This is a genomic window from Pseudomonas sp. WC2, assembly GCF_050586545.1.
Taxonomy (GTDB): Bacteria; Pseudomonadota; Gammaproteobacteria; order Pseudomonadales; family Pseudomonadaceae; genus Aquipseudomonas.
This window is the reverse complement of the sequence record NZ_JBOBDR010000024.1, coordinates 44761-61802: the sequence shown is the minus strand read 5'-3', so window position 1 is coordinate 61802 and position 17042 is coordinate 44761. Positions and strand designations below refer to the sequence as shown.

Genomic DNA, 17042 nt, shown 5'->3' with positions numbered 1-17042 from the left:
CCTCATGCGCCGGGAAAAAGGTTTTACCTTGCTGGAGTTGATGGTGGTGATGGCGATCATCGCCACGCTGATGACCATCGCGCTGCCGCGCTACTTCAACAGCCTCGAAGCGTCGAAGGAAACCACGCTGCGCCAGAGCCTGTCGGCGATGCGCGAGGCGCTGGATCACTTCTATGGCGATACCGGCCGCTACCCCGATTCCATCGAGCAACTGATCGAACAACGTTACCTGCGCAACGCGCCACTCGATCCGATCACCGAACGCAAAGACCAGTGGGTGCTGATCGCGCCACCGGACGGCGTCGCCGGTGGTGTGGCCGATATCAAAAGCGGTGCGACCGGGAGGGCGCGTGATGGCAGCCAGTATTCCGAGTGGTAACCGTGCGCAGCAGGGTGGCTTCACTTACCTGGGCGTGCTGTTCCTGATCGCAGTGATGGGCATGGGTTTGGCCAGTGCCGGCGAGTTGTGGTCGACCGCTTCGCGTCGCGACCGTGAGCGTCAGTTGCTCTGGGTCGGCACTCAGTACGCACAGGCGCTGCGCAGCTACTACCGCAGTTCGCCGGGCCTGGCGCAGTACCCGAAAGAGCTGGCGGATCTGCTTGAGGATCAGCGTTTTCCCGAGGCCAGGCATCATCTGCGTCAGCTCTATCCGGACCCGATCGGTCAGGGTGAATGGGCGCTGCAACGTGGGTTCGATGGACGCATCACCGGCGTCAACAGTCCTTCGACCGAGGTGCCATTGAAGCAGGCGGACTTCCCGACGCAGTGGTCGGATTTCGAAGGGATGCAGCGTTATTCGGATTGGCAGTTCGTCGCTGAAAAAGCCTTTCTCGACGGCACCAATGGCCCCGCAAAAGGCCAGTCGAATTTGCCGCAGGCGCTGCAGCCATGACTCGCCATTGGCTGTGCGCGCTGATTCTCACCGCTGTGGCGTGCTGCGCCAGCGCCGGTGAAGAAGACGAAATGATGGGCTTCATCGTCGACGACACGATCTCGCACATCGGCCACGATTTTTACTACTCGTTCAGTGAACGCCTGCGTGACACCAGCCCGATGGATTTCAACCTGGTGGTGCGCGAGCGGCCCGACGCGCGCTGGGGCAGCCTGGTGACCGTGGAATATCAGCAACGCCTGGTTTATCGGCGCTTCCTGCCGCCGAACACCGTCGAACTGAAGGACGAGGCCTACGCGGCCGCCGACTGGGTTCGACGCCAGGTTGTCCAGCGCAAGCTGGAGGCTCTGTTGCAGGACACCACCGACCTTGAGAAGGACGAACTATGAACAGCACAACGTTCTCACGGCGCAGCGGATTCTGGATCTCGGGGTTGTTGATCGGGCTCGCCAGCGCCGCTGCCGTCCAGGCCACCGAACTGGTCTACACGCCGGTCAATCCGTCGTTCGGCGGCAATCCGCTCAACGGCACCTGGCTGCTCAACAACGCTCAGGCGCAAAACGACTACGACGATCCGGACCTGAAAAGTCGTTCGACTGTGGCCGGCACCTCGGCGCTGGAGCGCTTCACGAGTCAATTGCAATCGCGACTGCTAGGGCAGTTGCTGGACAACATCTCCACCGGCAACACGGGGAGCCTGTCCACCGACTCTTTTATCGTCAACGTCATCGACGACTCCGGGGCACTGAGCATTGAAGTGACCGACCGAGCGAGCGGTGAAGTTTCGGAAATTCAGGTGAACGGCCTCAACCCATGACGGGCTGACGGTTCCGGGGAGAACGGACATGAAAAAGATCATCGCGTTAGGGCTGCTGTTGGCGACATTACAAGGGTGCAGTCTGCGTGAGCCGATGTCGGCCGAGCAGGACACCGAAACCCCGACCCTGACTCCAAGGGCTTCGACTTATTACGACTTGCTGAAGATGCCGCGACCCAAGGGGCGGTTGATGGCGGTGGTGTACGGTTTCCGTGACCAGACCGGGCAGTACAAACCGACGCCGGCGAGTTCGTTTTCCACCAGCGTGACTCAGGGTGCGGCGTCGATGTTGATGGACGCGATGCAGGCCAGTGGCTGGTTTGTGGTGCTGGAGCGGGAAGGGCTGCAGAACCTGCTGACTGAACGCAAGATCATTCGCGCGTCGCAGAAGAAGCCGAATACGCCGGTGAATATTCAGGGTGAGCTGCCACCGTTGCAGGCGGCGAACATGATGCTTGAGGGCGGGATCATCGCGTATGACACGAACGTGCGTAGCGGTGGGGAAGGGGCGCGGTATCTGGGGATTGATTTGCAGCGTGAGTATCGGGTGGATCAGGTGACTGTGAACTTGCGTGCGGTGGATGTGCGTAGCGGGCAGGTGTTGTCGAATGTGATGACCAGCAAGACGATTTATTCGGTGGCACGCAGTGCCGGGATTTTCAAGTTTATCGAGTTCAAGAAGTTGCTTGAGGCTGAGGTTGGGTACACCACGAATGAGCCGGCGCAGCTTTGTGTATTGTCGGCGATTGAGGCGGCGGTGGGGCATATGGTGGCCCAGGGGATCGAGCGGCGGTTGTGGCAGGTGGCGGGGGACAGTTCTTCGCCTTCGCAGGATGATGTGTTGAATCGGTATTTGACGCAGAACAAGATTGATCCTGAGGCGGAGTGAACGTGGCGGCCTTCGGGCCGACCAGGTTCTGGCTGGGCGGTGAGTTCTGGTTGACCGGGTGCATATCCGTTGCTGCGGTAACGGCTGCCTAGGGTTCCGCCCTTACGGCGGGTCACCTTTTCCAAACGCCGAAAAGGTAACCCAAAAGGCTTGCTCCTGCGTGCGGCCCGCTCGCTAGGGCTCGGGGTTCCTTCGCTCCGGGACCGATCCGGGCGCAGCGCCTACGGTTTGCTGCGCTGCACCTCCTCTCGCTGTGTTTGGCTGCGCCAAACGGTCGCTGCGCTCCCACGCCCGGATCAATCCCTCCACTCAGCCTTCCGACGTCGCCCGTGGATCAAGATCAAGATCAAGAGCAGGCGAGCTGACACTCGGCCTATTGAGTGGTGAAGAGCGGGTGTTCGGCTTTGGTTTTGTGCGTTTGTTGCGTTCAACGCGGTATCGCACGTCGGTGTACCTCTCCCAAACACCACGGTCAGTCCCCTCTCCCTCTGGGAGGGTGAGGGGCTCTTGCTTCAACGCTTCAAAACCTGAATTCAGCTCGGTATTTCACGTCGGCGTACCTCACCCAAACACTTCGGTCAGTTCCCTCTCCCTCCGGGAGAGGGCTGCGATCTGAAGTGTGTTTAAAGAAGTGTCTGAATCAGCGGAACCTTCCCACAAGGTTTTCAGGTTGTCCGTCGGACCTCCGGTCTCTAGCCTGTGTTCGTCGCTGCCAATTCAGCGACCGGGCGTGGAAACCCGAGTAACTACAGAGCGCACAAGCGCCATTCATAACGTATCCTTGCGCACCTCACTGTGTGCACTTTGTTATGGCGGCTGTGCGTGGGAGACCTTGTGTCTGCCGGGTTGCCTCTGTCCCGGGTTTCCAACCTGCGTACAGCTGCCACCTATTCGCTTGGAAACCGAATGGGGGCCAGCTATAACCGTCATACAGGGTAAATAATCATGAAAAAGCCAACACCCAACCCCCCAGAATCAGACACCGACAGCACATCCCCCTACGCCTCAGTCGACAGCAAAAAACTCCACGAAGCCGCCGACCGCGCCCTCGATTTCTACCTCAACCCCACCGCCCACATCATGTCCTGCGCCAACGAGCCGGAACCCATGTACCTCGCCAACCCCAGGTACAACACCGAATCCCTGCTGGCCAACGCCAGCGAAACCCTCGGCTCGGCCAGCGAAATGCTCATCAACTTCGCCGCCTCCCTGGAAACCTCACAGCGCAAAACCGCCTTGGGCATCGCTCAAGTCGTCATGCTGGGCGAACTCGCCGTCAATCAAGCGCTGGATCACGTCGAGTTGAAGGATGGCTGATTGATCGTTCTCACGCGGAGCAAAGGAATGCAGCCCTTGACCCTCTGCGTCAAATTCGCGAGTTGGAACGCGGAGCGTCCTGAGGGGCATTCCCACGCAGAGCGTGGGAACGATCAAGAACAGAGACAGGGTTTTACCCTCGGTCCGGAGGCACCATGGATCCACTGTTTTCCACAACCATTGCAGAGTTCGAAAGCGAAGAGCAGGCCGCCAGCTACGACCGTTGGCTCCGTGCCAAAGTCCAGAAATCGCTCGAAGATTCGCGCCCCTGCATTCCGAATGAGTAGGTAATGGCAGATATGAAGGCATTGATGACGGAACGGCGAATCAAGCATGAAACTCAAGAGACGTTGCGCAAAGTAGACCCGGCGCTCCCACGTTGATCATTCCCACGCTCTGCGTGGGAATGCAGCCCCTGACGCTCTGCGTCAAATTTGCAATTTGGAACGCGGAGCGTCCCGAGAGGCATTCCCGCGCAGAGCGTGGGAACGATCAAGAACAGAGACCGCGTTTTCACCCTCAGTCCGGAGGCACCATGGATCAACTGTTTTCCACAACCGTTCAGGATTTCGAAAGCGAAGAACAGGCCGCCAGCTACGACCTTTGGCTCCGTGCCAAAGTCCGGAAGCCGCTCGAAGATCGGGGCCCCTGCATTCCGAATGAGCAGGTAATGGCACAGATGAAGGGCGGAACGACGAATCAGGCATGAGGCTCAAGAGGCGTTGCGCGAAGAAGACTCGAGGCCTGTGGGTAGATCAATCCCAACCGGATAGAGGGAGTCGCCGGTACACTGCAAGAGTTAGATGTTCGTTGATCCACTAGCCACACTCGAAGGGAATACCGAGGCGAAAATGATAGGGAAATTTTTTACAAACGGGCGAGTCAGTCTGTGGCTGGCGGCAGTTCTATCTGTGAATGGGGTGTTGTTGGCTTCAATCGTATTTGACGGTCATTCAAATCGAAACGATATGAAAATGATCAAAACTAAAGAACCGTTGCTTATCGAAGGTCCAAATGGCGACGATAATTTCTATGTCCTGCCTCTGGGCACTACGCTCTACCACGATAAAAGCTTTCCTGAAGGTCACGATCGTTATGTGGTGTATCTAAATCATAAAGGCGCGATTGCTCACGAAGAAGTGCCCATGAAGCCTGAGTATGGTGGTTCTTTTATTGATCCACTCTGGCTGGCAAATGTGGATGCGGATACTTTGAAAGAAGTTTTCAAGCGTTTTCCGCTTTCCAAAAAAGATATCGCCGCCGCCATTAAGGCCAATGAATTAACCAAGGATGATCTGGCCGACATTATTCGTTCAATGCCAGATTGATCGACTATGAGCTGCCGAAGGCTGCGATCTTCTGATCTCCAATAGAAAAATCAAAAGATCGCAGCCTTTGGCAGCTCCTGCATAGGCCAAAAAAACCGCGACCCCCCTCACCAGAGAATCGCGGTCCATCAACACCCAACCCCTACTGCTGCAACACCGTCGCTTGGTTAGCCGACCCAAACTGCTGAATATTCGCAGTCTGCGTCACCCCGCTCTGATCGACATTGGCAATGTTCCCCGTGCCGCCCTGGGTCACGTACGCCACGTTCATCGTGTCCGCCTGTTTCACTGTGATCATGTTGTCACTGCCGTACAACTGCGCGGTATACGCCTGGTTACCCGTCCCGGATTGATCGAACTCGGCGCTGTTACCCGTGCCATTCGAAGAACCCTGCACCAGGTTGCCCGTCCCGCGCTGATCCGAGATCAAAATGTTGTCGCTACCATTCTGATCAAAGTAGAGCTCGTTATACGACTCAGCCTGACTGACCGTGGTCTTGTTGCCTGTCCCGGTTTGATTGGTGGTCATCACATGCCCGACGCCATCCTGAGTGAAGCTGGCGATGTTGCCATTGCCCGCCTGAGTAACCGTCGCGCGTTGGCCACTGCCGAATTGGCCGCCATGCTGTGGGCCTTTCCAGTTGCTGGCGTAGACCTTGTTGTCGTTGCCCACCGAGGTGGCGTTGAGCACGTGGCTGTCGCCGTTCTGGTAGGTGAAGTGCACGTTTCCGTTACCGACTTGATAGAGCGCCAGTGTCGAGTTGACCGATTCGAATTGGTCGGCGTAGATCGCGTTGGTGTTGCCGACCTGGGTGACGGCGGCGGTGTTGTTTTCGCCGAAGCTTTGGTCGACCACGGTTTCGTTGCTGTCGCCGTACTGGTTGACGGTGGCTTGGCTGGCGAGTTGTGAGTCTTGCCAGATTTCGCTGCCGTTGAGGTTGCCGAACTGGTTGATGCTGATGTTGCCGCCGGTGCCGTTGCGCTGGTCGCCGTAGGCGTAGTTGCCTTCGCCGGCCTGGTTGATGCCGATCTGGCCGCCGTTGTGCAGCACTTGTTCGGCGGTGCCGTAGTTGGCGGTGCCGTATTGGGTGATGACTGCGCTGTTGCCGCTGCCTTCATAGAGTTGTTCGATGTTGGCTTCGTTACTGTCGCCGAACTGGAAGGTTTTGCCTTCGCTGCCGTTCTGCGAGTCCTGATAAATGAATGAGAAGTTGCCGGTGCCTTGCTGCTGTTGCAGCGCGCTGTTGGGCGAGCCGAAGCCCAGCGACTGGCTGGCGTGGGCGGTGTTGAAGGCGCCGACTTGTTGCTGGGTGATGGTGGCGTTGTCTTCGTAAAGCTGTTCGGCGTATCCGGCGTTGTAGTCGCCGACCGCGTCCTGGGTGATTACGCTGCTGGCGTGGTCTTGCACGGCGGCGGCGTCGTTGCCCTGGCCCAGTTGAGTCTGGGTGGCGGTGCTGAACGGCGCCTGGGTCTGTTTCACGTCGGCGATGTTGGCGGTGCCGACCTGGCTTTGGTTGGACAGGCTGTCGTCGGCCATGGCCTGGGCACTGATCATGACCAGGATGGCGGCGGTGAGGGGCGTCAGTTTGAACATGATGAACTCTCCGATGATTTGCAGTGCTTAGCGATATTGCTTAACCGAAACGCTCATGCCGTTGCCCGACTGGGTCACGGCGCTTTGCAGCCCCGCGCCGGCCTGCTCGATGCTGGCGTCGTTGTTGTTGCCGTTTTGCGAAATCTGCGCGCGGTTGTGGCTGCCGTTCTGGGTGATGGAAGCGGCGTTGCCGGAACCGTTCTGGTTGATCAGCGCCATCAGGTCGCTGCCCTGTTGCAGGATGTACGCTTCCTGATTGCTGCCCGACTGCACGATCTGCCCGAGCAGCGACTGACCGTTCTGTTGCAGCAGGGCGACGTTGGCCTGACCGAGTTGATCGATCAGGGCTTGCTGACCCACCGGTGGGGGCAGTTCGCCGAGGTCGCTGCTGGTCGGGGCCAGGTCGTCGTTGTCCATCAGGTCGTCGGCGCGCACGCCCGCGCTGCTGCACAGCAGAAGCAGGCAAAGCAGGGCGGCGGTCGGCGTGTTCATGGCGTAAATCCTGTGTGGCGTTATCCGGTTTCGAACCGTGCCCCAGCCACCCGAAAGTGGCTGGGGGTCAGGCTTACAGCGTGGTCACCGAGACCGTGCGCACGGTGCCCTGGGACGAGCGGATCGTCGCGGTCGGGTTGGCCGATGGCACCACCGTCGTGTTGTTCAGCGTCAGCCGCCAGCGACCGGTCACCGGTACGGTGGTGGTGCCGAGGGTGACCAACCCTGTCGGGGTGGTGACCTGCACGGTGATGGTGTTGCCGGTGGTCACCGACGACGTCCCGGTGAAGTCCCAGTTGAAGCGCCCGCCGGAGCGTGCCTGCACCGTCGATGCGGTCACGGCGAAGGTTTCCGCCGCTGGCCGTGGCGACACTTGCACCGTGACCGTGGCCGGTGTCGACAGGGCGCCGAAGCTGTCCCGGGCGATGTAGGTGAAGGTCGTGGTGAACGCCGTGGTGACGGTGGCCGGTGGGTTGTAGGTGATCACCGTGCCGTCAGTGCTGACCGTGCCACGGCCAGCGGCCGGTTGGGTCAGACTGGCGACGCCCAGCGGCACGTTGCCTTCCGGATCAGTGTCGTTGGCCAACACGTTGATCGGGATTGCCACACCCAACGTGGCGACGCTGTCGGCGACGGCAGTCGGTGACCGGTTCGGTGCGACGGTGATCGTCACGGTCGCCGGATTAGCCGAGGCCAGGCCTTTGGCGTCTTGCGCTTTGTACGTGAACGTCGTGGTCAGTGGCGCGTTGACCACGGCGGGCGGCGTATAGACCACCGCAGCGGTGCCACTGAGGGCTACGGTGCCTTGGCCGGCTGCCGGTTGAGTCAACGCGGTGATGCCCAGCGGATTATCGCCGTCGGGATCGCTGTCGTTGGTCAACAGGCTGAGGGTAATCGGCACGCCGAAGCTGGTGCTGCCAGTGTCGGCATTGCTGATCGGCGCCTGGTTTTCGCCGGTGTCCGGCGCGGTGCCGACCACGACGACCGCCTCGGTGTCACTGCCGCCGGCGGCGGATTTCACCGTCACGGTGGCCGGTGGCTGAGTCAGGTCGGCGACGGTGATGCGTTGCAGCGTGCCGGTCTTCGACAGACGTCCGTAACCTTGGGCAACCATGTCCGGGATCGCCACTTCATCGGTCGATGTCGCTTCGATCAACAGACTTTTGTTGGCCCAGCTGTAGCGCGCGGTCTGCACTTTCACCACGTCAGTGAGCTTGGCCGACACGGCGGTTGGCCGCGTGGTGCCCGTCGGGTTGGTGGCGGTCACGACCACCACCGGCGGCACGGCGCCAGTGCTCAGTCGTTGGCCGAAGAACAGACCGTTGTTATCACCCAGCAGGTTGGTCTGGCATGGGGTCTGCGGCGGGCCGGGCAGCAGCGCCACGCTTTCGCGGAAGCACAGGGTCGAGCTGCTGTCAGCCTTGGCGAACACCTCGGCACGCACGCCGGCGGCGGTGCGGCGGTAGGTGGCGCGGTCGATGTCGACGTGGGTTTGCTGACGATTGTCGAGCACTTTGCCGGACAGGCTGAACACGTTCGACTGGATGGTTCCGGCAGGCCCGGTGATGCGCACGAAGTTGGTATTGAACGGGCTGCCGGTCACCGCTTCGTTGAGGTTCGGGTCGCCGACGAACGTTTCGGTGGCGCCGGAGTCCGGGTTCACTTCGGTGTAGGGGCCGTTGACGCTGCGCAGGAACGGGCCGATTGCGCCACCGACAGCGCCGCTGAAATTGCCCGGCGCGCCGATGCCGATGTCGCGAGTGATGTTGATCGCTCGCCGGCCAGGCGCGGTGACGTTGACCGTTTCCACACCATACGGGTGAGTGATGGTGTAGGTGCCGGCAAGGGGCACGTTCACCCGGATGCGAATCCGCGCGAAGCTTTGCTGATCACCATCGGCCGGATTCTCCGAAGCAAACGCTGCTTCAATCCCGGCGACATAGGCGTCCATCCCGTAACCGGCGGCGTTGTTGGCGATGGTGGTTTCGGCGAGAAACCAGAACGCTTCCGGCGGCCAGTTGTCCGGGAAAATCATCGGCTGAGCATCATCGTAGATACCCGGCTCGGCGAGCAGGATGCACATGTAGGCCGGTGGCACGCTGGCCGCCACTCGCGAGCTGGCGGCGCGCGACTGGCAGAGTTCCATCGACAGTTGGTTTTCGTCCTGATACCACATCGGGAATTTCCCGGTGGCGAAGGTGTAGGGGCCGGGGTCGACGGCGGCAAGTTGCGCATAGGCACTGCCGGTCAGCGAGAGAGCGAGCCCGAGCGCGTTGAGCGCAAAGCGTGGCCACTTGTTCATGATGCCTCCTGATGCGGATCTGGGCATGTGAGCGTTCATTGCACGATGACCACTTCTTCGGTATCGCTGCCGCCGTTGGACGACGTCACGCGGACCCGGGACGGTGGGATCGGCGAGATCCCGGTGGCCAGGGTTTTCACCGCGCCGTCGCCACCGAGCGCGCCGATGGCGGCGCCGCTGCCGGAGGTGGCGGTAAGCACCGGCGGCGAAGTTTCGTCACTGGTCGAGGCCACCACGGTGAGTTGTCCGGAGCTCAGGCTGTATTGCGCGCTCTGGATCACCACCAGGTCGGTCAGGGCCATGGGCAGGGTGGTCGGTGTGCTGCTGGCGATGGCGAGGTGGTTGTCGGCGGTCACTTGCAGGGTGGTCGGCAAGGCCGGGTTGACCGAGGACTGTGCGTACCAACTGCCGGTGCTGTTGGCTTCGGTCATGTTCAGCACAGGCGTGCTGCTGGTGACGGCCGCCGTGCCCGGAGCGGGCGGGGCAAGGACGAACACGTCTTGCTGCGCCACCGGTGCGCTGTCGCCGGCCTTGCGTGAGTAAGTGCTGCGCTGCGCGATCATCGGCGTTGGCCGCACGACGGTCGACAACTTGCCAGAGACGGCGAACGTGGTGGAACGCAGATCCAGACCATTCGGGCCTTCGATACGCACGAAGTTAGTGTTGAACGGGCTGCCGGTGACCGCCTCGCTGAGGTTCGGGTCGCCGACGAATTGTTCGGCGGCACCGGTCAGCGGGTTGGTCTCGGTGTACGGGCCGTTGACGCTGCGCAGGAACGGGCCGATGTCACCCTTGAGCGCGCCGTCGTAGGTTTTCGGCGTGCCGATGCCGATGTCGCGGGTCATGTTGATCGCGCGGCGGCCGGGGGTGTCGATGTTGAACACGTCGACGCCGTACGGGTGGGTGATCACGTAAGTGCCGGCGGTGGGCACGTCGACCCGAATGCGGATCCGCGCGAAGCTGACTTGATCGCCCTCGACCGGTTCTTCGGCGGCGAAGGCGGCTTCGATCGCGCTGACGTAGGTCAGGTCGATCCCGCGTGCCGCGTCGACGAGGGTGGTTTCGCCGGTGAACCAGAACGCTTCATCGGGGAAGTTGCTCGGGAAGACGATCGGCTGGGCGTCATCGAACACGCCGGGGGTCGGCAGCAGCGAGCACATGTACGAGGGTGCGCCAGGTGCGCTGGGGACTCGCGAACTGAGCGCTTTGGACAGGCACAGGTCCAGGGTGCGACCGTGGGTGTCCTGATACCAACTGGCGAAACCACCGTTGGCCGGCGCGTACGGACCTGGGTCAACAGCAAACAAAGCGGCCTGAGCAATGCCCTGGGCCAAGGCGCTCACGACCAGGACGGTCGCGGTTTTGGACAGTAAAGGGTGCATGAGTTAATCCCTCTATCAAAGTACCTGCCCCTTGGGGATGGGTCAGTTGCACAGGGCCTGTACACCTTCCATGCCAAGGTGCAGTGGATGGACGGGAGAGGGCCGGACTAGAGGGGTTGACGGGCTGGATGCTGAAGTTTTTGGTCTGCGGCGAAAGGGCGTCATTCCCCAGAATCGGGGACGGTGGGGATGAACACTGGAGATATCTGTTGGATGAAGAACCTGTGGGAGCGAGCCTGCTCGCGAATGCGGACTTCCTGTGACGAATTTGTCGACTGACCCAACGCCTTCGCGAGCAGGCTCGCTCCCACAAAGACTTGCGGTGGTTTGGGCTGTCTTATCGGGTCGATATCCCCGCAACCGGGCAAACCCCCACCCGTGGGCTATAACCCTATAGGGACGTATCGGGAAGTCGCCGCCATGAACATTCAGTCGAAATCGCTACCTGTCGAGGAGGGCACGCTACGGTTGGGCTCGCGCAAGCGGCCGTTCAACCTGCTGCGCTGGTTTTCACTGATCAGCATGGCGGTGATCGGTACCGTCGCCATCGCGCTGGGGACGGTGTCGACGCGGTTTGTGATCGAAGAAAGCGTGCAGCGCGATGCCTTGCTCACCGCACAATTCATTCAGGCCATCGCCTCGGCCGAAGTGCGCCACGTCTCCATTCCCAACGTGCGCACCATGGGCGAATTGCTCGACCCGCGACAGGACACGCATTTCCCCGATGTCAGCCCACAGGCCCGGGCCGATGCGCGCGGCGAGTTTCTCGATCACATCGAACACTTGCCGGACGTGATCCTCGCCAACATTTATGCGCCCGACCGCCAAGTGATCTGGTCGACCAACCCGGTCCTGATCGGTACCAGCATTCATGCCGACGAAGACCTCGATCGCGCCTTCAATGAAAAGATTCCGGTATCCGCCAGTTACCACGACGTCGACAAGGCCCGTGAAGAGCAGAAATTCGTCATTCCGCCGGACTACATCTTTATCGAAAACTACATTCCGCTGTTCGACGCCGAGGGCAAAAACGTCACGGCGATGGTCGAGATTTACAAAGAACCGAAAGACCTGATCGCGCGCATGGAACGTGGGCTGACACTGATCTGGCTGGCCACTGCGCTTGGCGGCGGGCTGATTTATCTGGGGCTGTATTGGATCGTGCGGCGTGCGGCGATTCTGCTCGCGGCCCAGCAACGACAACTGATCGCCAATGAAACCTTTGTCGCGCTGGGCGAGATGTCCTCGGCCGTCGCGCATAGCCTGCGCAATCCGCTGGCGACCATCCGCTCCAGTGCCGAACTGGCGCTGGAATTCGACGCCGGCCCCGCCGAAAAGAACATCAAGGACATCATCGGCCAGGTCGATCGCATGTCGAAATGGGTGCGCGAGTTGCTGCAATCCCTGCGCCCGCTCAACGATGACCCGGAACCGGTGAACCTGGTGGCGACGTTGCACGAAAGCCTCGTCGCCTTCGAACAGCAGATCGCCAAGGCCGGTGTGCAAGTGGTGTTTCATCCGCAGCACACGCCGATGGTGTTGAGCCAACCGGTGCAGCTGACGCAGATCCTCAACAGCCTGCTGGCCAATGCGCTGGAGGCGATGGACAAGGGCGGCACGTTGACCGTCAGCCTCGAACCAAGCGACGAGCGTGGTGTGTGCGTAGTGCTCAGCGACACCGGCAAAGGCATGAACGAAGAACAACGGACCATGGCGTTCCGACCGTTTTTCACCACCAAATCAGGTGGCTTGGGCGTCGGCCTGGTGCTGGTCAAACGCATCATGGAACGCTTCGGCGGCGGCGTGACGCTGGACAGCCGCGAAGGCGAGGGCACCACCGTGCGCCTGGCCTTCCAACTTGTGCCGTAAGGCTGCATAAACTCTCTGAACTTCCCCCACCAATGGGTGTCAAGCCCCGGTCACCGGGGAGTGGGGGAAACCCGCAGCCTCCTCAAGTCCCTGTTACAACTAGAAATAATTTATTGGCGCAGTAGTTGCAAAACACCATCACCCCTTCCTTGATGAGGCGGCTGGTGATGGACAGAACAACGCGTGACCCAAGCAACACCTTCCTGCTGACGCCTTTGAGCGTCTTTCTGATGTTGTCCCTCGGCACCATGGCCGGCGTTCGCGCCAGCCCCATCGATGACGAGCGACAGCCAGAAACGTCCGACCCGTCGGCGTACTACGACGAACCGGCCGACCGCGCCGGGGCGCTCAATAACATCCTGACCCTGCCCGAGGCCAACGAAGATTCCTTCGACCTGCCCGACGGCGTCAAAGGCAGCCGCGCCTCGACCCGCACGGAAAACATTCTGCCCCCAACGGTGCAGACCAGTTTCAACTACCCCACCAACGGCAAGCCGAGCCCGCTCTATGGCGCGCAGCCGTTCACCCAGCAGTTGACCCTGTTCGAAGAATTCGGCCCGGAAAAACTCGACCCGACCACCCCGGCCGCGCCGCTGCCATTCCCGCCCGCCGCGATTGGCCCGGCACCGGCCCAGGACCCGAACAACATCGCCCGCAGCGCGCCACCCGGCAGCGCCCTCGATGCATTCCTCCGGCAACCGGGGCTGACGCCATTTCCCAGCCAGTTCGCCAATGTTGTCGACCGCAACCCTTGGCAGGCGCAGATCGAAGTGTTCCTCAACCGCCACATCGGTTCGTCTGCTGAAGGACGGCCACCAGGAAAAGGTTGGGCGCACCAGCGCTGGAACGAGTTCTACCCGCAAGTCGCCTACAAAACCGTGCAGACCGGTGCGCGCCTCAACGGTGGTCTGCGTGACAGCGTGCAAATGCACCATTACGCCGTCGGCGAATTCGGCCCCGGCGGCCTGTACCACAACGTCGCAGGCGTACCGCTGACCGATGGCACTTCCAAGGGCGTCGACCCGCGTTTCCACCCGGCGATGCCGGCGCAAAACCACAACTCGGTGTGGACCTTCGACGGCACGCTGCCACCGAAACTGTTGATGGTGCGCTACGGCCAACCGGTGATGATGCGGCACTACAACGGCTTGCCGATCGATCCGTCGGCCAACCACGGTTTCGGCCTGCACACCATCAGCACCCACGAACACAACGGTCACGCGCCGGCGGAAAGCGACGGCTACGCCAACGCGTTCTTCTTCCCGGGGCAGTTCTACGACTATCGCTGGCCGATCCAGCTTGCCGGTTACGACAGCATCAACACCAAGGCCGAAGACCCGCGCGCCGCGTTCCCGTGTGCACCAGGGGAAACCCTGTGGGTCAACGACATGGCGCCGGCGAAGAAAACCTGCGACCACGGCACCATCAAGATTCGTGGCGACTGGCGCGAGACCATGAGCACCCACTGGTTCCACGACCACATGCTCGATTTCACCGCGCAGAACGTCTACAAGGGCAACGCGGCGATGATGAATTACTACAGCGCTCTGGATCGCGGCAATGAGTCGGTGGACGACGGCGTCAACCTGCGTTTGCCCAGCGGCAGCGCCTTGCCGTGGGGCAACCGCGACTATGACGTCAACCTGGTGCTGGCCGACAAGGCCTGGGATCAGGAGGGCCAGTTGTGGTTCAACCCGTTCAACACTGACGGCTTCATCGGCGATCAGATGCTGGTCAACTGGCAGTGGAAACCCACCCTCGATGTGCGCGCACGCAGCTATCGCTTCCGCATCCTCAACGGCTCGGTGTCGCGCTACTTCAAACTGGCTTTGGTGCGGGAAATCAAAGGCAGTGGCGGTGAGTTTCAAGGGCCGAAAAACTCGGGTCTGTCGTACAGCCGCGTGCCGTTCCACATGATCGCCAACGACGGCAACATCATGGAACACAGCGTGCCGTTCGACGGCTCGATGGATCTCGACGCCGATGGCGATAAGCAGAACCACAACGCGATTCTGCCGACTCAGGGCATCGCCGAACGCTTCGACATCATCGTCAACTTCTCGAAAAACGGCATCAAGCCCGGCGACAAGCTGTTCTTCGTCAACCTGCAGGCGCAGGACGACGGCAAAGGCCCGAAAGACGTGATCTCGCTGGCCGATGTGCTCTCGGAGAAATACCTGCCGGTGATCAAGCAGACCAGCAAAGGTCCGCAGTGGGACAAGGGCGATCCGGTGGTCGGCAAGTTTTTGCAACTGAACGTCAAGACTTACACCGGCCAGGATCTGGCGATGAACCCGGCCGCCTACGAACCGGCGAAACCGGGCAAGGCGGAAGGGCTGGTGATGATTCCGCTGAAGATCCACCGCGACAACGTTGCCGACAAGGCGCTGCTGGCCAAGGCTCGTCACCGCACCTTCACCTTCGGCCGCTCCGACGGCACCGATGAAGCACCGTGGACGGTCAAGACTGACGGCGGTTTCGGTTACCACATGGACCCACGTCGCCTGAATGCGTCGACCCAGTTGTCCAGTGGCCCGACCGATGCCGGTGTCACCGGGTTCGGCACCCTCGAGGTGTGGAATATCAAGGCCGGCGGCAAGGGTTGGAGCCATCCGGTGCACGTGCATTTCGAGGAAGGCATCATCCTCAGTCGCGGCGGCAAGGCACCACCGGAATGGGAAAAATGGGCGCGCAAGGACGTCTATCGGATCGGCTCCGAAGCCGATGGCCTGGACAGCGTCGAAATGGCGATCAACTTCCGCGAGTTCGCCGGGACGTACATGGAGCACTGTCACAACACTCAGCATGAGGACAACTCGATGCTGCTGCGCTGGGACCTGGAAAAACCCGGCCAGCTGCAACTGATGCCGACGCCTCTGCCGAGCTGGGACGGTGTGCGCTACGTCAACTCTGCCGCGCTGCCAACCTTCCGCAACGGCGACGGCACGGGCCCACAAGTGGTGGTCAAGCCATGAACCGCCGCCACGGTGACAGCCAACCGCTGCAGACCCCGCGCTCTCGGGCGCTGGGCATGCACCTGGTGCTGCTGCTGGTGGCCTGTGTGCTCGGCAGCCGCGTGCTGCTGGCGCATCAGGCCAGCGTCGGCGAGCCGCCAGCGGCGAGTGAATCCGCCACCCCGTGGGGTGGCGACTATTTCCCCAACACCTTGTTGACCGATCAGGACGGTCAGCAGGTGCATTTCTTCGATGACCTGATCAAGAACAAAGTGGTGGTGATCAACTTCATCTTCACTTCGTGCAGCGACTCCTGCCCGCTGGAAACCGCGCGTTTACGCCAGGTGCAGAAACTGCTCGGCGACCGGGTCGGCCAGGACATCTTCTTCTACTCGATCAGCATCGATCCGCTCAGCGACACCCCCGAAGTGCTCAAGGCCTATTCGCAACGTTTCAAAGTCGGCCCCGGCTGGAAGTTTCTCACCGGTGAATTCGAAGACGTCACCGACCTGCGCAAGAAACTCGGGCTGTTCATCGAAGGCGTCGACAACGGTCGCAACAAGGATCACAACCTCAGCCTGATCGTCGGCAACCAGACCACCGGGCGCTGGATGAAAGCCTCGCCGTTCGAGAACCCATGGATCCTCGCCGACCAATTGGCCAACACCTTGCAGAACTGGAAACAGCCGAGCATCGAGGAAAGTTACGCCGACGCGCCGCAAATCCGCCCGCCGAGCAATGGCGAAGAACTGTTCCGCACCCGCTGCGCCTCGTGCCACAGCCTCGGCCCGCAGGACGGCCAGGGCATCGGCATGCGCAGTATTGGCCCCGACCTGATCGGCGTGACCCGCAACCGTGACGCCAAATGGCTGAATCGCTGGATTCGCGAACCGGATCGCCTGCTCGCGGAAAAAGACCCGATCGCGCTGCAACTGTACGAGCAATTCGAGCGAATACCGATGCCCAATCTGCGCCTCGACGAGCAGGCCGCGCAGTCGATCATCGACTTCCTCAGTGACGAAACCGAGCGACAGCACCCGTCCGCCGATGTCGTGGCCGCCGGCGCGTTGACGCCAGTAAAACCGGGCGATCCAGCCGCAGCGGTGAGTCGTATGCAGTAGCGGCGAAATAGCATCATTGAACCGTGTGTTGCGGTCAGAGCCACCTACACTGATGGCTGTAACTGGCTCGATACAAACACTCCA

Annotated in this window: 15 protein-coding genes and 1 pseudogene; 12 read left to right on the top strand and 4 right to left on the bottom strand. The window is 61.0% G+C overall.

Going from position 1 to position 17042, the window contains the following annotated elements; genetic code table 11:
• The first annotated feature begins 4 nt into the window (after positions 1-4).
• The 9 genes and pseudogenes from ACQ4OE_RS24120 (at position 5) to ACQ4OE_RS24080 (ending at position 5244) form a co-directional block, all read left to right on the top strand.
• A complete protein-coding gene (locus tag ACQ4OE_RS24120; RefSeq protein WP_007919395.1) occupies positions 5-379 on the top strand; it encodes a type II secretion system protein in 375 nt (124 codons plus the stop codon).
• On the top strand, positions 354-893 hold the full coding sequence (locus tag ACQ4OE_RS24115; protein WP_430948153.1) for a type II secretion system protein: 540 nt from the start codon (positions 354-356) through the stop codon (positions 891-893). Before ACQ4OE_RS24120 ends, ACQ4OE_RS24115 begins: the two co-directional genes overlap by 26 nt.
• On the top strand, positions 890-1282 hold the full coding sequence (csgE, locus tag ACQ4OE_RS24110) for a curli production assembly/transport protein CsgE (protein WP_430948152.1): 393 nt from the start codon (positions 890-892) through the stop codon (positions 1280-1282). Before ACQ4OE_RS24115 ends, csgE begins: the two co-directional genes overlap by 4 nt.
• A complete protein-coding gene (locus ACQ4OE_RS24105; protein WP_122592398.1) occupies positions 1279-1710 on the top strand; it encodes a curli assembly protein CsgF in 432 nt (143 codons plus the stop codon). Before csgE ends, ACQ4OE_RS24105 begins: the two co-directional genes overlap by 4 nt.
• 28 nt (positions 1711-1738) lie before the next feature.
• Positions 1739-2599: a CsgG/HfaB family protein gene (locus tag ACQ4OE_RS24100; RefSeq protein ID WP_430948151.1), complete on the top strand. Its 861-nt coding sequence runs from the start codon at positions 1739-1741 to the stop codon at positions 2597-2599.
• Between the two features lie 945 nt (positions 2600-3544).
• Positions 3545-3916, top strand: a complete 372-nt coding sequence (locus ACQ4OE_RS24095; protein ID WP_430948150.1) for a DUF6124 family protein — start codon at positions 3545-3547, stop codon at positions 3914-3916.
• A gap of 155 nt (positions 3917-4071) precedes the next feature.
• A pseudogene (gene relB, locus ACQ4OE_RS24090) lies at positions 4072-4200 on the top strand (type II toxin-antitoxin system RelB family antitoxin); the annotation flags it as partial.
• 251 nt (positions 4201-4451) lie between these two features.
• Positions 4452-4625 carry a type II toxin-antitoxin system RelB family antitoxin gene (gene relB, locus ACQ4OE_RS24085; protein ID WP_430948149.1) on the top strand — a complete coding sequence of 58 codons (174 nt, stop codon included), beginning with the start codon at positions 4452-4454 and terminating at the stop codon, positions 4623-4625.
• Positions 4626-4719: 94 nt separating this feature from the next.
• Positions 4720-5244: a hypothetical protein gene (locus ACQ4OE_RS24080; protein WP_430948148.1), complete on the top strand. Its 525-nt coding sequence runs from the start codon at positions 4720-4722 to the stop codon at positions 5242-5244.
• Positions 5245-5386: 142 nt separating this feature from the next.
• Here the strand turns inward: ACQ4OE_RS24080 and ACQ4OE_RS24075 are convergent, their stop codons facing one another.
• The 4 genes from ACQ4OE_RS24075 to ACQ4OE_RS24060 form a co-directional block, all read right to left on the bottom strand.
• Entirely contained in the window at positions 5387-6838 is a 1452-nt protein-coding gene (locus ACQ4OE_RS24075; protein ID WP_430948147.1) for a curlin, read from the bottom strand.
• Between the two features lie 27 nt (positions 6839-6865).
• Positions 6866-7330 carry a curlin gene (locus tag ACQ4OE_RS24070; protein WP_053119098.1) on the bottom strand — a complete coding sequence of 155 codons (465 nt, stop codon included), beginning with the start codon at positions 7328-7330 and terminating at the stop codon, positions 6866-6868.
• Positions 7331-7403: 73 nt separating this feature from the next.
• Positions 7404-9632, bottom strand: coding sequence for an Ig-like domain-containing protein (locus ACQ4OE_RS24065; RefSeq protein WP_122592392.1), 2229 nt, complete (start codon positions 9630-9632; stop codon positions 7404-7406).
• Between the two features lie 35 nt (positions 9633-9667).
• Positions 9668-11014, bottom strand: coding sequence for a hypothetical protein (locus ACQ4OE_RS24060; protein ID WP_122592391.1), 1347 nt, complete (start codon positions 11012-11014; stop codon positions 9668-9670).
• A gap of 420 nt (positions 11015-11434) precedes the next feature.
• Here ACQ4OE_RS24060 and ACQ4OE_RS24055 point away from each other — a divergent pair, with 420 nt between their 5' ends.
• From ACQ4OE_RS24055 to ACQ4OE_RS24045, 3 genes are all read left to right on the top strand, one after another.
• Positions 11435-12883 (top strand): sensor histidine kinase, encoded by a 1449-nt coding sequence (locus ACQ4OE_RS24055; protein WP_430948146.1) that lies wholly within the window; start codon positions 11435-11437, stop codon positions 12881-12883.
• A 167-nt stretch (positions 12884-13050) separates the two neighbouring features.
• Positions 13051-15858: a multicopper oxidase domain-containing protein gene (locus ACQ4OE_RS24050; protein WP_430948145.1), complete on the top strand. Its 2808-nt coding sequence runs from the start codon at positions 13051-13053 to the stop codon at positions 15856-15858.
• Complete coding sequence (locus tag ACQ4OE_RS24045) at positions 15855-16958, top strand: SCO family protein (protein ID WP_430948144.1); 1104 nt, start codon at positions 15855-15857, stop codon at positions 16956-16958. Before ACQ4OE_RS24050 ends, ACQ4OE_RS24045 begins: the two co-directional genes overlap by 4 nt.
• The last annotated feature ends 84 nt before the right edge of the window (positions 16959-17042 follow it).

Coding starts and splice junctions, on each gene's coding strand:
- ACQ4OE_RS24095 (WP_430948150.1), top strand. CDS start 3,545: ATGAAAAAGCCAACACCCAACCCCCCAGAATCAGACACCGACAGCACA.
- ACQ4OE_RS24050 (WP_430948145.1), top strand. CDS start 13,051: ATGGACAGAACAACGCGTGACCCAAGCAACACCTTCCTGCTGACGCCT.
- ACQ4OE_RS24065 (WP_122592392.1), bottom strand. CDS start 9,632: ATGAACAAGTGGCCACGCTTTGCGCTCAACGCGCTCGGGCTCGCTCTC.
- csgE (WP_430948152.1), top strand. CDS start 890: ATGACTCGCCATTGGCTGTGCGCGCTGATTCTCACCGCTGTGGCGTGC.
- ACQ4OE_RS24120 (WP_007919395.1), top strand. CDS start 5: ATGCGCCGGGAAAAAGGTTTTACCTTGCTGGAGTTGATGGTGGTGATG.
- ACQ4OE_RS24115 (WP_430948153.1), top strand. CDS start 354: ATGGCAGCCAGTATTCCGAGTGGTAACCGTGCGCAGCAGGGTGGCTTC.
- ACQ4OE_RS24055 (WP_430948146.1), top strand. CDS start 11,435: ATGAACATTCAGTCGAAATCGCTACCTGTCGAGGAGGGCACGCTACGG.
- ACQ4OE_RS24080 (WP_430948148.1), top strand. CDS start 4,720: ATGTTCGTTGATCCACTAGCCACACTCGAAGGGAATACCGAGGCGAAA.
- ACQ4OE_RS24075 (WP_430948147.1), bottom strand. CDS start 6,838: ATGTTCAAACTGACGCCCCTCACCGCCGCCATCCTGGTCATGATCAGT.
- ACQ4OE_RS24100 (WP_430948151.1), top strand. CDS start 1,739: ATGAAAAAGATCATCGCGTTAGGGCTGCTGTTGGCGACATTACAAGGG.
- ACQ4OE_RS24045 (WP_430948144.1), top strand. CDS start 15,855: ATGAACCGCCGCCACGGTGACAGCCAACCGCTGCAGACCCCGCGCTCT.
- ACQ4OE_RS24070 (WP_053119098.1), bottom strand. CDS start 7,330: ATGAACACGCCGACCGCCGCCCTGCTTTGCCTGCTTCTGCTGTGCAGC.
- ACQ4OE_RS24060 (WP_122592391.1), bottom strand. CDS start 11,014: ATGCACCCTTTACTGTCCAAAACCGCGACCGTCCTGGTCGTGAGCGCC.
- relB (WP_430948149.1), top strand. CDS start 4,452: ATGGATCAACTGTTTTCCACAACCGTTCAGGATTTCGAAAGCGAAGAA.
- ACQ4OE_RS24105 (WP_122592398.1), top strand. CDS start 1,279: ATGAACAGCACAACGTTCTCACGGCGCAGCGGATTCTGGATCTCGGGG.